Origin of the sequence: Leifsonia sp. TF02-11 (genome assembly GCF_017565305.1) — a bacterium.
Lineage (GTDB): Bacteria > Actinomycetota > Actinomycetes > Actinomycetales > Microbacteriaceae > Leifsonia.
Genome location: NZ_JAGEKP010000001.1, coordinates 102736 through 115676, shown reverse-complemented (window position 1 = coordinate 115676; position 12941 = coordinate 102736). Strand labels below are relative to the sequence as shown.

At 68.8% G+C, this 12941-nt stretch carries 11 protein-coding genes; 1 reads left to right on the top strand and 10 read right to left on the bottom strand.

The window, feature by feature from the left end:
- Positions 1–21: 21 nt before the first annotated feature.
- Entirely contained in the window at positions 22–921 is a 900-nt protein-coding gene (locus JNB50_RS00550) for a ParA family protein (protein WP_208038167.1), read from the bottom strand.
- A 136-nt stretch (positions 922–1057) separates the two neighbouring features.
- Between JNB50_RS00550 and JNB50_RS00545 the strand changes: the two genes are divergently transcribed.
- Positions 1058–1588, top strand: coding sequence for a GNAT family N-acetyltransferase (locus JNB50_RS00545; RefSeq protein ID WP_243767870.1), 531 nt, complete (start codon positions 1058–1060; stop codon positions 1586–1588).
- Here the strand turns inward: JNB50_RS00545 and JNB50_RS00540 are convergent.
- From JNB50_RS00540 to JNB50_RS00500, 9 genes are all read right to left on the bottom strand, one after another.
- On the bottom strand, positions 1552–4335 hold the full coding sequence (locus tag JNB50_RS00540; RefSeq protein ID WP_208038165.1) for an AAA domain-containing protein: 2784 nt from the start codon (positions 4333–4335) through the stop codon (positions 1552–1554). The genes JNB50_RS00545 and JNB50_RS00540 overlap by 37 nt on opposite strands.
- 61 nt (positions 4336–4396) lie before the next feature.
- On the bottom strand, positions 4397–5302 hold the full coding sequence (xerD, locus tag JNB50_RS00535) for a site-specific tyrosine recombinase XerD (RefSeq protein WP_208038164.1): 906 nt from the start codon (positions 5300–5302) through the stop codon (positions 4397–4399).
- 43 nt (positions 5303–5345) lie between these two features.
- Positions 5346–6014, bottom strand: a complete 669-nt coding sequence (locus JNB50_RS00530; RefSeq protein WP_208038163.1) for an NUDIX hydrolase — start codon at positions 6012–6014, stop codon at positions 5346–5348.
- The gene (locus JNB50_RS00525) at positions 6014–7753 is read right to left on the bottom strand and encodes a CTP synthase (RefSeq protein ID WP_208038162.1); all 1740 of its coding nucleotides are present in this window, start codon (positions 7751–7753) and stop codon (positions 6014–6016) included. The genes JNB50_RS00530 and JNB50_RS00525 overlap by 1 nt, the downstream gene beginning before the upstream one ends.
- 67 nt (positions 7754–7820) lie before the next feature.
- Positions 7821–9545 carry a DNA repair protein RecN gene (recN, locus tag JNB50_RS00520; protein ID WP_208038161.1) on the bottom strand — a complete coding sequence of 575 codons (1725 nt, stop codon included), beginning with the start codon at positions 9543–9545 and terminating at the stop codon, positions 7821–7823.
- A complete protein-coding gene (locus JNB50_RS00515; RefSeq protein ID WP_208038160.1) occupies positions 9538–10464 on the bottom strand; it encodes an NAD kinase in 927 nt (308 codons plus the stop codon). The genes recN and JNB50_RS00515 overlap by 8 nt, the downstream gene beginning before the upstream one ends.
- A gap of 107 nt (positions 10465–10571) precedes the next feature.
- On the bottom strand, positions 10572–11363 hold the full coding sequence (locus JNB50_RS00510) for a TlyA family RNA methyltransferase (RefSeq protein WP_208038159.1): 792 nt from the start codon (positions 11361–11363) through the stop codon (positions 10572–10574).
- Complete coding sequence (locus tag JNB50_RS00505) at positions 11356–11523, bottom strand: hypothetical protein (RefSeq protein WP_208038158.1); 168 nt, start codon at positions 11521–11523, stop codon at positions 11356–11358. The genes JNB50_RS00510 and JNB50_RS00505 overlap by 8 nt, the downstream gene beginning before the upstream one ends.
- 9 nt (positions 11524–11532) lie before the next feature.
- Positions 11533–12882, bottom strand: a complete 1350-nt coding sequence (locus tag JNB50_RS00500; RefSeq protein ID WP_208038157.1) for a polysaccharide biosynthesis C-terminal domain-containing protein — start codon at positions 12880–12882, stop codon at positions 11533–11535.
- Positions 12883–12941 lie beyond the last annotated feature (59 nt).

The following is a 12941-nucleotide window of genomic DNA, read 5'->3' as shown; positions in this document are numbered from 1 at the left end:
GTCACCGCACTCGTGGAGTCTTCAGGCGACGGCGCCACGGAAGATCAGTTCCCTCGCCAGCTGGCGGTAGGCCTCCGCCGCCTGGTGCTCCGGCGCGAACTGCGTGATCGGGGTGGCCGCGACCGACGCGTCCGGGAACTTCACCGTGCGCGAGATCACCGTCTCCAGCACCCGGTCGCCGAAGGCGTCGACGACGCGCTCCAGCACCTCGCGCGAGTGCAGCGTGCGGGAGTCGTACATCGTGGCGAGGATGCCGTCGAGCTCGATGGCCGGGTTGAGCCGCTCGCGCACCTTGTCGATGGTCTCGATGAGGAGGGCGACGCCGCGCAGCGCGAAGTACTCGCACTCGAGCGGGATGAGCACGCCGTGGCTGGCGGTCAGCGCGTTGACGGTGAGGATGCCGAGCGACGGCTGGCAGTCGATCAGGATGACGTCGTAGTCGCCTGACACCTTGCGCAGCACGCCGGCGAGGATCTGCTCGCGCGCCACCTCGTTGACCAGGTGCACCTCGGCGGCCGACAGGTCGATGTTGGCCGGGATGATGTCGAGCCCCGCGACGCCCGTGGACTGGATGGCCTCCTGCACGTCGGCGTGCCTGTTCAGCAGCAGGTCGTAGATGGTCGTGACATCGTGGGTCTGCGCTCCGAGCCCGGCGGACAGCGCGCCCTGCGGGTCGAAGTCGATCGCTAGCACGCGACGGCCGTACTCCGCCAGCGCCGCACCGAGGTTGATGGAGGTCGTGGTCTTGCCGACCCCGCCCTTCTGGTTGCACAGCGCGACGATCTTGGCGGGCCCGTGCTGGGTGAGCTCGGCCGGCGCCGGGAACGCCCGCAGCGGCCGTCCGGTCGGTCCGAGCGGTGCGCCGAGGGCTGCGGTGTCCATGCCCGGAAGCTCCGTCCTGACCTCGTCGTTGCGCGTCACCTGGCTGTTCCTCGTCCTCTGTCGCTCGGCGGCCGTTTCCGACCCGTTCACTGGCATCCATCCTATCCGCGTGCCCGCGCCCGCGTCGGCGTGACGGCGGCGGGTCCCCAGGGCGTACGCTGTGCCCGTGCCGACGATGCCGCCCGAACTCGCCACAGAGCGCCTGCGCCTGCGCCTCCGCGACGGCGGGGACGCCGAGTGGAACCTGCGGTTGATCGCCGAGGACCCGTCCCGCGTACCCCTCCCGCTCGCCGACGAGCGGGACCGACTGGACGCGCGACGCGCTGCGGCCGAGGACGCCGGTTTCGGCCTCTACGCGATCGAGATCGCCGACACGGGAGTCCCCGTCGGTTACTGCGGGCTGATCGTCGGCCGGGCGAGCGCGGAGCAGCCCGAGCTCGCGTACGAGCTGCTGCGCGAGCACGTCGGCTCAGGCTACGCGACCGAGGCGGCCGCCGCCGTGACCGATGCAGCCTTCTCGGCGGGCTTCCCCACGCTCTGGGCGACCGTCGAGAGCTGGAACGCGCCGTCGTTCCGGGTGCTCGACAAGCTCGGCTTCGCGCCGGTCCGTGTCACGGGCGAAAACGGCAAGGTGCTGGTCTGGATGCGTCGACGTGCTCCGCGCGGGCGTCACCGCGCCCGCGGGACGAGCATCGCGTCGAGCTGATCGCGAATTCGCCGTTCCTCACCGCTTTCCGTCGTCGCAAGCCGGAGAAGCGGAATCCCGAAAGCCGCGAAGATCGCGTTCTTCACCTCGTCCCTTTCGCGTTGGTGCGGGTTGTTCTCGTGGAAGGCGAATCCATCGACTTCGATCGCGAATCCCAGCCGTCTCGTCACCCGGTTGTACACGGCGAAATCCACGGAAGCACGATGGCGCATGTACGACTGTTGCCGATCGGTCAGAGTCGTCACGTCGGGGAACATGTTGGCGAGGAGAACCTGCGGTACGACGGAGAATCCCTCATAGCGCTCCTCCCTCAGAATGTCGTGAAGCACGGTCCAGATGATGTCTTCGGACTTGTAGTCCCGTTCTTCCCTCAGGCGTTTCGAGAGCGGCCGAAGCCGCTCGGAATATCGCCTATACAGGAGATCGAACACGGAGACGGTCTCGCTCTCGATGCGCGGCTCGTCAGGATTGTGGTACTCGATGTATCCGATGAGGTCTCGAAGGTTCCGGCTCGTCGGGAGCAGCTCGTTGTTCGTCACGAGCACGAATCTCTTCATCGCTCTCGACACCGCGACATTGACCAACTTCGGATCATCGACGAAGAAGACGCCGTTTCGTCCGTTCCAGCTGTCGTCGATGACCGTCGACAGGACGACCGCGGCCTTCTCGCGACCCTGGAACTTGTGGACGGTGTCTGCCGCGATCTCGCCCATGATCTGAGCGCTCGCCTTGTCGGCTTGCCGACGGTACGGCGTCGTCACCCCGATCGATTCCGGATCGAACTCCGCGCAGACTCTCGGGATGACCTCGTTGATGATGATGTCGATCTCTCGCTGGTTCGACCGGGCCTTGTCTCGATGGACCCGCATGTGGTTGCCTTCCGGCGCACGCACGAGCACGAGCGGGTTCTCCTCGACGCCCGAGCTGGTGTACGGCACGAGACCACCGTCGTAGAACTTCTGATTGCTGAATCCGATGATCGCCGGGTGGCACCTGTAGTGCTCTCTGAGCAGTGTGCGCGGCAGTTCGGCCCCGTACTGTTCGATCACTGACGAGAGAAGGCTGTGCTCGTGGTAGTCGAACGCCCCGAGGCGCTCGTCGCGCGGTGACTCCTGGAGGTGCTTCGCGACGATGTGCGGCAGCTGCTTGAGATCGCCGACGACGATGAGGTTCTTCGCGCACGCCAGCGCGGGAGCAGCGGCGAGCAGATCGACCTGTGACGCTTCGTCCACGATCAGGTAGTCGAGGAGGGCTTCACTGCCGATGCTGGCCCGGAGCGAATGACAGGTACTGAGGATGACAGGGTAGTCCCGCAGAAATCCGCCGATCTGTTGACGATAGTGAGCTGCACTGTATGCATGGACATCGAGGCTCCGGTAGCGCCGTCGAAGGTCCTCGCGAAGAACCTGCCACGACAGCGCTCGGTGCTCGGAAAGGCGATCTGCGAAGCGTTCGCCCTCGAGCTGGCGCTCGCAATCCTCGATCGTCTTGTTCAGCTCCTCGGACCTCCGCTGGTAGAAGGCGCGCTGCAGGGCGAGGATGGTCTCTGTCACAGTGGGGTCGAGGCCGGCGGTTTTGCCGAACCTGAAATAGTCGGTTACGCGCGTGACGAGCCGGCCGAGCCCGCGCGGCGGGCTCTCGCCTCGAATCCCGGTCGTAGCAAGATAATCGAGGATCGTATCCGCCGACTTTCGCAGCAACGGCAGATCGTCCAGATCCGGCAGCCCGACGCGGCCGAGCGACTTTTCGAAGTGCTTGGACTCGAGTCCTAGGGCGTCGAGCTCGTGCCGGGCGAGAGACATCGTGAGCTCACGCTCTTGACTCCGCTCGATCATCGAATCCAACCGAGAGACCACCTCGCGTTCGACAGGTTCCGCATCGGGACCGTCGACGAACGCACGTACCTGATCAGCGCGATCCGACTGTGCTGCGAAGAACTCCGTGCGCTTGTCCGATCTCCCCAACTCGGCCGCGATGAAGCCCACGCCCTCGCGCGCAAGCTTCTCTGCCACATTGTCCACAGCAGAGTTGTTGGACGAGACGATCGCAACGGTCGAACCGCGAAGAACGAGGTTGGCGACGATGTTGAGTATCGTCTGGGTCTTGCCGGTTCCTGGTGGCCCGTCGATCACCGAGATGTGGCTGCGAAGCGCCTTCTTCACTGCTGAGCGCTGGCTGAGATTCGAGCCGAACGGGAGAACGAGCATCGTCTCCGCCGGTGACGCCATCTGCGCATCCCCGCGGCGCAGCAGCCGTGACAGTGCGCTCTCGGGATGGATGAACTCGAGCGAGCTGAACGGCTTCTGAATCGGATCGTCTCCCGGAAGCTGCGAGACGAGGCGCCGCCACCCGGCCAGCACCTCGGCGGGATACCCGACGACGCCATCGGACACGACGAGCCTCACCGAGTGTTCCGGGCGAACAGAGAATCTCTGTCCCTCGTCGGACGACCGGAACAAATGCACCCACGAGCCCACATCGCTCCGGAATACACAGGTCTCTTCGACCGAACTCCAGACCGCGCCGTCGATCTCCGCCCGTTCGGCTTCCGTCAGTCGGTGACGAACGGACACCCCGACGACGCGGACATTCTCAGTTCGATACGTATAGAGCTTCGACGAGCGCGTGAACTCGACGATGCCGCTGGCGCCCTCGAACTCGACACGCTTCACCTTCGCGGTCTCGTTCTGCCACACCCCCGTTCCTTTGTCGCGAATCAGAACCGCGTATTGACGGGCGTCGATCATCAATCCTCCGATGCATAGCGTCTAGCGCCTTACATCTTAGTGAAGAAACAGAACGACTTGTCTACCGCGCCCGCGGGTGAGCCGTGACGTACACGTCGCGCAGCGCGTCCGCCGTCACCAGGGTGTAGATCTGCGTCGTCGCCACCGACGAGTGGCCCAGCAGTTCCTGCACCACGCGCACGTCCGCCCCGCCGGCGAGGAGGTGGGTCGCGAACGAGTGCCGGAGGGTGTGCGGCGAGATCTCGATGCCGAGTTTCGAGCGTTCGGCGGCCGCCCGGATGATCAGCCAGACGTTCTGCCGCGACAGCCGCGCGCCGCGCATGCCGAGGAACAACGCCGGTGTCGCCCGGCCGCGCGTCGAGAGCACGGGACGTGCCCGGACGAGGTAGGCGGCGACGGCTTCCTGGGCGAAGCTGCCGAGAGGCACGATGCGTTGTTTCGCGCCCTTGCCGGTGAGCCGCACGACGTCGGCGTCGATGACGTCGTCCACGTTCAGCCCGACGGCCTCGCTGACGCGCGCGCCGGTCGCGTACATCAGCTCCAGCAGCGCCTTGTCGCGGAGGGCGTCGAGCCCGTCGCCGTCGGTCGCCGCCAGCAGCGCGGCGACCTGGTCGACGCTGATCGCCTTCGGCAGCGTGCTCGGCAGCTTGGGAGGGCGGACGTCGCGCGCCGCATCGACCTCCACACGGCCCTCCTCGAGCAGGAACCGGTGGAATCCGCGGACGGTCGACAGCATCCGGGCGAGGGAGGTCGCGGTCAGCGGCGACTCCTCGCGCGACCCGAGGTGCGCGAGGTACCCGGACACGGTCGCGCCGGACACGGCGCGCACGTCGTCGACGCCCTCGTCGGCGAGCCAGGAGGTGTAGACCGCGAGGTCGCGACGATACGCGGCGACCGTGTTCGCCGAGAGGCCGCGCTCGATGGCGACATGCCTCAGGTAGGCGTCGACGTCCGCCGCGAGCGTCATCCCTCGGCGCTCGCTCGGCGTTCAGAGCGTCTGGCCGCGAGAGTCATCCCTCGGCGCCGGATTCGGAGGAGAAACCCGGCCTGCCCAGCTTCGGGTGGCTCGGCCACGGCGCGTCTGCGGCGCCGAGACTCGTCCAGCCTTTATCCCGCGCGACGCGGGCCGCGAGCACGGCGACCACCAGGGGGGCGTTGTGGAAACGACGCTCGAGAGCGGCGTCCACAGCGTCCTCCAGCGGCACCCAAGCGACCTCGATGTCGGCCTCCTCGTCCTCGCGGGGGAACGCCTCGGCCGTCGGCCGCACGTCCCTGGCGAGGTAGATGCGGATGGCCTCGTCGTTGCCGCCAGGGCTCGAGAAGATCTCCGACAGCACGTTCCAGGTGTCGGCCTGGAGGTCGGCCTCCTCTGCCAGCTCCCGCTGGGCAGCGCTGAGCGGGTCCTCACCGTGAACGTCGAGCAGACCGGCCGGGATCTCCCAATCGTAGTGACGCACGGGATGCCGGTACTGCCGGATGAGCATCACCCGCCCCTCGTCGTCGAGCGCAAGCACGGCGACGGCGCCCGTGTGGTCCACGTAGTCCCGCGTGATCTCCTCACCGTTGTAGCGGAAGGTGTCGCGGCGCACATCCCAGACCCTGCCCGCGAAGACGCGGTCGGACGAGACGATCTCCGGGCGGAACGGCTCGTCGCCGATCGTGTCGACCTCGGTGGCCATCAGGGCTCCGTCACCAGTTCTTCGGCGTCCTCCGCCGCCACCTCGAACAGGAGGCTGGCCTTCTGGCGCTCGAGCGCGGCCCCGACGAGTCCGGCGAACAGCGGGTGCGCGTGGTTCGGACGCGACCGCAGCTCGGGGTGCGCCTGGGTCCCGACGTAGAACGGGTGCACGTCGCGCGGGAGCTCCACGTACTCGACCAGGTGGCCGTCCGGCGAGGTTCCGGAGAACCACAGGCCGGCGTCGGCGATCTGCTCGCGGTAGTTGTTGTTCACCTCGTAGCGGTGGCGGTGACGCTCGCTGGCCTCCGGGGCACCGTACAGCTCGGCGACGAGGGAGCCCTCGGCCAGCGCGGCCGGGTAGAGTCCGAGGCGCATGGTGCCGCCCAGGTCGCCGCCCGCGATGATCTCGACCTGCTCCGCCATCGTGGCGATCACGGGGAACTCGGTCTCCGGGTCGAACTCCGACGACGACGCGCCGGCCAGGCCGGCCTCGTGACGTGCATACTCGATGACCATGCACTGCAGGCCGAGGCAGAGTCCGAGGGCGGGGATGCCGTTCTCGCGCGCGAACCGCAGCGCGCCGACCTTGCCCTCGATGCCGCGCACCCCGAATCCGCCGGGGACGCAGATCGCGTCCACGTCGCTCAGCTGCAGGGCGGCGCCCTCCGGCGTCTGGCAGTCGTCGGACGGGATCCACTTGAGGGTGACCTTCGTGCGGTGGGCGAACCCGCCCGCCCTCAGCGCCTCGGTGACCGAGAGGTAGGCGTCGGGGAGGTCGATGTACTTGCCGACCAGACCGATGGTGACCTCGTGCTTGGGGTCGTGCACCGCCTCCAGGAGGCGGGCCCAGCCGCGCCAGTCGACGTCGGCCGCCTTGTCGAGGCCGAGCTGGTCGATGATGTACGCGTCGAGGCCCTGCTCGTGGAGCATCGTCGGGATGTCGTAGATGCTCGGCACGTCGACCGCGTTCACCACGGCCTGCTCGTCCACGTCGCACATCAGCGCGATCTTGCGCTTGTTCGACTCCGAGACCGGGCGGTCGCTGCGGAGCACGAGGGCATCCGGCTGGATTCCGATGGAGCGCAGCGCGGCAACGGAGTGCTGCGTCGGCTTCGTCTTCTGCTCGCCGGAGGCGTTCATGAACGGCACGAGCGAGACGTGCACGAAGAAGCAGTTCTTGCGCCCGAGCTCGTGGCGCACCTGACGGGCCGACTCGATGAACGGCTGCGACTCGATGTCGCCGACCGTTCCGCCGATCTCGGTGATGATCACGTCCGGGGCGGGCTCGCCGTCCGGACCGGGCTGCGCCTGGAGGCGCATCCGGCGCTTGATCTCGTCGGTGATGTGCGGGATGACCTGGACCGTGTCGCCCAGGTACTCGCCGCGGCGCTCCTTGGCGATGACGTTCGAGTAGATCTGGCCGGTGGTGACGTTCGCGGACTGGCCGAGGTTGATGTCGAGGAAGCGCTCGTAGTGCCCGATGTCGAGGTCGGTCTCGGCGCCGTCGTCGGTCACGAACACCTCGCCGTGCTGGAACGGGTTCATCGTCCCAGGGTCGACATTGAGGTAGGGGTCGAGCTTCTGCATGACGACGCGGAGGCCGCGGGCCGTCAGAAGATTGCCCAGGGAAGCGGCCGTGAGCCCCTTCCCCAACGAAGAAACGACACCACCTGTCACGAAGATGTGCTTGGTAGTGCCGTTGGTTTTGCTGTTGATCTGGCCCGCATCTGAATAATCCACCACGGGCTTGTAGCTTATCACCTGCTGACGGGCCGACCGCGCGCCGCCCCGCGGACGGATGTCGGACTCAGCGCGCGGCGGCGGCCATCTCGACGAGCTCGCGCGCGTGGGCGAGCCCGCTCTCGGAGTCGGGGAGGCCGGAGAGCAGCCTGGCCATCTCGGCGATGCGCTCGTCGCCGTCGAGACGGCGCACGCTGGACTCGGTGACCGCGCCGTCGCTGCCCTTGACCACGGTGAGGTGGTTGGTGGCAAAGGCCGCCACCTGGGCGAGGTGCGTCACGACGATCACCTGCGAGTTCTCGGCCAGGCGCGCGAGCCGGCGGCCGATCTCGATGGCGGAGGCGCCGCCGACACCGGAGTCGATCTCGTCGAAGATGAACGTGGGCACGGGGTCGGTGCCGGCGATGACCACCTCGATGGCCAGCATCACGCGCGAGAGCTCGCCCCCGGAGGCGCCCTTGCCGAGCGGACGCGGCTCGGCGCCGGGGTGCGGCTGCAGCAGGATGGCGACCTGGTCGCGCCCGCTGGCCGTGTACTCCTCGCGCTCGGTGACCTCCACGACGATCCGCGCGTCGGGCATCGCCAACGCCGCGAGCTCGTCGGAGACGGCATCGGCGAGGCGCTGCGCGGCCTCCCTGCGGCGTGCCCCGAGGTCGGCGGCGAGCTCGGCGACGAGCGCGGCGTCGGCCTCGACCTCGCCCGCGAGCTCCTGGATGCGGTCGGCGTCGCCGTCGAGCTCCAGGAGACGCAGGCTACCGGTCTCGAGGGTCGCGATGACGTCGTCGAGGGCGGGGCCGTACTTGCGGACGAGCCCGGCGAGCTCCGCGCGGCGCTCCTGGACGACCTCCAGCTCGCGGGCGCCGTCGGTGTCGAGGGCGGCGAGATAGGTGGAGAGCTGCGCGGCGATGTCGGAGACGAGGTAGTTGGCGTTGGCGACGGCCTCGGCCAGGGGCCGCAGCTCGGCGTCGTGCGGTGCGACGCGTTCCAGCTGCCTGCGGGCGTTGTCGAGCAGGCCCAGCGCGTCGGCGCCCTCCGACTCCTCCGCCGAGAGCAGTTCGCGGGCGCCGGCGGCGGCGAGACGCAGCTCTTCGAGGTTGGTCAGCCGTTCGGCGCGTTCGGCGAGCTCGTCGTCCTCCCCCGGCTGCGGGGCGACGGCCTCGATCTCGGACATGGCGGCGCGCAGGTCGTCGGCTTCACGGGCCCGGCGCTCCTGGTCGGCGACCAGTTCGTCGAGCTCGGAACGGTTGTCCCGCCAGCGGTGGAAAACCTGGGCGTAGGTGTCGACCCGCTCGGCGAAGTCGGGACCGGCGAACCGGTCGAGAGCCTCGCGCTGGGCGACGGCCGAACGCAGCCGGATCTGGTCGGACTGGCCGTGCACGACCACGAGCTGGCCGCCCAGCTCGGTCAGCACACTGACGGGCGCACCCCGCCCGCCGACGACCGCACGCGAACGCCCCTCGGCCGAGACCGAGCGGCTGAGCACGAGCTCGGCCTCGCCGCCGCCGAGTTCGTCGACGTCTCCCCCGGCGTCGCGCACGCGCTCCACGACGTCGCCGGCACCGGCGACCCGCCAACGGCCCTCCACCCAGGCCTGCGGGCTGCCGACGCGCACGGCGCCGGTGTCGGCGCGCTCGCCCAGCAGCAGGCCGAGAGCCGAGACCACCATCGTCTTGCCCGCTCCGGTCTCACCCGTGATCGCCGTGAACCCCGCTCCCAGCGGGAGGGATGCGTCGGCGATGACGCCCAGATCGCGGATCGAGATCTCTTCGATGCCTCCACGCACGTCACTCACGGCCGGCCGGCCCCCGCCACCCGGTCACGGGAAGATCGAACTTGTGCACGAGCCGGTCGGTGAACGGCCCCTGGTGCAGTCGCGCGAGCCGCACAGGGATCGGCGAACGACGCACCACGACCCTCGCGCCGCGCGGCAGGTCGAACGCACGTCGGCCGTCGCACCAGAGGATGCCCTCCCCGCCCGCGCGATCGAGCAGCTCGACGGCGAGCGACGAGTCGCCGTCGACCACGAGCGGCCGAGAGAACAGCGCGTGCGCGCTGAGCGGAACCAGCAGGAGCGCGGCGACGCCCGGCCAGACGACCGGGCCGCCGGCCGAGAAGGAGTACGCGGTGGAGCCGGTCGGCGTCGACATCACGACGCCGTCGCACCCGAAGCTCGACATGGGTCGGCCGTCGACCTCGATGACGACCTCGAGCATCCGCTCGCGGCTGGCCTTCTCGACCGTCGCCTCGTTGAGCGCCCAGCTCTCGTAGACGACCTCTTTGCCGACCTTGACCCGTGCTGAGAGCGTCATGCGCTCCTCGACCTCGTAGTCTTTGGCGAGCCCGCGGGCGACGGCGATCTCGAGATCATCGCGCTCGCTCTCGGCGAGGAAGCCGACGTGCCCGAGGTTGACGCCCAGCAGCGGCGCGGTGCAGCCGCGGACCAGCTCGGCCGCCCTCAGGATCGTGCCGTCGCCGCCGAGCACGATCACCAGCTCGAGGTCGCTGGAGCTCACCTCGTCTCCCAGGACCGCGACGGAGTCGAGGTCGGGAGCGGCGAGCAGCAGGTCGCGCCGCTCGTCTTCGCTGAGCACAGGGATGACACCGGCGGAGACGAGCTGCCGGCACACCTGCACGCCCGCCTCGAGCGAGTCTCGACGACCGGTGTGCGCGACGACGAGGATGTATCGCTGCGCGTCACCCGATGCCGTCACGTCGCCTCCTCACGAGCTCGTCGATTCCTACTGGCTGCGTCCCTCCATTCTGTCGGTTTTCGAGCGGCGAATGTGCGGGAGGCGCCGGAATTGTGGAGAACGTTCACTCAGAGCGCCAAGTGGAGGAGTTGCTCGCGAGACGACGACGGATCCGGAGCCCCGACGCGGAACCAGGCGAGGAACTCGTGATTGCCGTGCGTCCCGGCGATCGGCGACGCCATCACTCCTGCGGTCCCCAGTCCCACATCATGGGCCGCCCAGAGCACGCGTTCGACCGCGTCGAGACGCAGCCCCTGATCGGTCACGATCCCTTCCCTGACGCCCTGCCTGCCCACTTCGAACTGCGGCTTGATCAGAAGGATGAAGTCAGCGTCGTCCGTCGCGACGGACCGCAGCGCGGGGAGCACGTGCGTCAACGAGATGAACGAGAGATCGGCCACGACGAGTTGCGGGACGGTGTCGTCACCGGTCAGCTCCGCCAAGCCGGCGGCGTCGAGTGACCGTACGTTCACCCCTTCGAACGAGCGCAGCCTGTCCGCACCGGCCAGCCGCTGGTCGAGCTGGCCGTGCCCGACATCGACCGCGAGGACGAGCCGGGCGCCCCGCTCCAGCAGGACCTGGCTGAACCCACCGGTGGAGGCCCCGGCGTCGAGCGCGACCCGGCCCGCGACGGGCACCGAGAATCCGTCGAGGGCGGCGAGGAGTTTGTGCGCCCCTCGACTGACGTAGTGGTCTGCACCGGCCACCAGCAGCGCCTGCTCCTCACCGACCTTCGTCGAGGCGCGGACGACCGGCCGGCCGTCGACGGTCACGAGACCGTCGGCGATGAGCGACGCCGCTCGCGTCCGCGAGGAGGCGAGTCCTCGGGAGACCAGGGCGACGTCGAGTCGTTCAGTCATCCCGGAGCCGGTCGCTGCCTTCCAGCCGGGCCTGAAGGACTTCGTGGAGCTGCGCGTACGCGTCGGCGCGCTCGGCGAGCGGCTGCGCCTCGATCACGTCGAGGCGCGCGACGAGGGCGTCGCCGTCGTCGGACGCGGCGTCCGCGCGCTCACCTGTCATGCGATCACGCTACACCGTGCCGGACCCGCCGCCCGGATGCCGGTCCGCCGACGACACGGTCGGAGGTCCCTGCACGAGGGAGGTCTGCCAGCGACCGGATTCTCGATTCTCGCGCAGGCGCCGACGCACAGCGACGACCTGGACGACCAGCACCGACGCTTCCGCCAGCAACTGGCCGGCGAGTGCGCCGGTGCCCCCCAAGAACATCGCGCCGAAGAAGATCCCGGGGAGCCCGATCACAGCCCCGGTCGCGGCGGATCTGGCGACGGCGCCCACGCGACCCAACGCGACCAGGAGCACGGCACCCGTCGACATCGTCGTGCAGATGATGGCGATGCTCAGACCGGAGATCGCCGCGGCGAGCGGAGGGACGGTGACAGTGCCCGAGAAGATGACGTCCGCCGCCCACGGGCTGCACACGGCGAAGAGGATGCCGCTGACCACGCCGATCAGCGTGCTCACCATCGTGGCGCGCACCGCCCTCTGGATTCGCACGCTCGGATCCACTTCCCGGCCGACCCACCCCTTGAAGACGAAGTTCTGGGACCGGAGCACCTGCTGGAGCATCCGCTGCAGGCGATCCACGGAGGCGAAAAGCAGGGTGGCATTCGCCGAGCCGAGCGTCGCGACCGTCGTACCGAGCGAGATGTACACGCTCGAGAACACGTTCGTGCTCAGCGCCGCCCCCTGGTATCCGATCACCCTCAGTAGTCGACGCGGACCGAGGGCGGTCAGATCGCACCATCGCAGCCCGAGGACGACGGCTCCCGCGACCGGGGCGCCCACCGCCGCCAGCAGGAGCGCGCCAGAGTACGCCCACAGTGCAGCACCGAAGTGGATGGCGACGGCGGCTCCGGAGATGAGGAGCGCCCGCGGCAGGACTTCCGTGAAGAGGAACAGCCGAGGCTTCAGGATGCCGATGAAGATCCAGCCGGCGGAGAACATGGCGATCCCGGCCGCCGCCGCGACGGTCGCCGACTCGAGGCCGTACCCCTCCGGTGCCATGACGAAGGCGACGACCGAGGCCAGGCCGATCACCGGGACGCCGACGATCCCCTTCGTCAGGAGCGAGATGCCGAACGTGCGCGCACGACTCCGTCCGGACATCCGCGCCACCCGTTGGCTCCCCGACAATCCCCAGCCGAGCTCGACGATCACTCCCGCTGTTCCTCCGAGCGACTGCCCGACGGCGATCGCCTCCCAGGCCGGCCCGCCGTACGACGCGGTGATCGACGGAAGCGCCAGCAACGGAGAGACCGCGTTCAGGATCGGCACAGCGAGGTAGCCCAGTACCGCTCCCGCGAAGAACCGGAATCGCGAAAGGGCGGCCGCTCGTGACCGTGGGCTGGAGGATGTCATGGCATTCCCGGAGGGTGTCGGCGCGATACTGACCATAAGAACGTTCGCGGCCAGATTGA

Coding starts and splice junctions, on each gene's coding strand:
- JNB50_RS00545 (WP_243767870.1), top strand. CDS start 1,058: ATGCCGCCCGAACTCGCCACAGAGCGCCTGCGCCTGCGCCTCCGCGAC.
- JNB50_RS00530 (WP_208038163.1), bottom strand. CDS start 6,014: ATGGCCACCGAGGTCGACACGATCGGCGACGAGCCGTTCCGCCCGGAG.
- JNB50_RS00500 (WP_208038157.1), bottom strand. CDS start 12,882: ATGACATCCTCCAGCCCACGGTCACGAGCGGCCGCCCTTTCGCGATTC.
- xerD (WP_208038164.1), bottom strand. CDS start 5,302: ATGACGCTCGCGGCGGACGTCGACGCCTACCTGAGGCATGTCGCCATC.
- JNB50_RS00505 (WP_208038158.1), bottom strand. CDS start 11,523: ATGACAGGTGAGCGCGCGGACGCCGCGTCCGACGACGGCGACGCCCTC.
- JNB50_RS00540 (WP_208038165.1), bottom strand. CDS start 4,335: ATGATCGACGCCCGTCAATACGCGGTTCTGATTCGCGACAAAGGAACG.
- JNB50_RS00510 (WP_208038159.1), bottom strand. CDS start 11,363: ATGACTGAACGACTCGACGTCGCCCTGGTCTCCCGAGGACTCGCCTCC.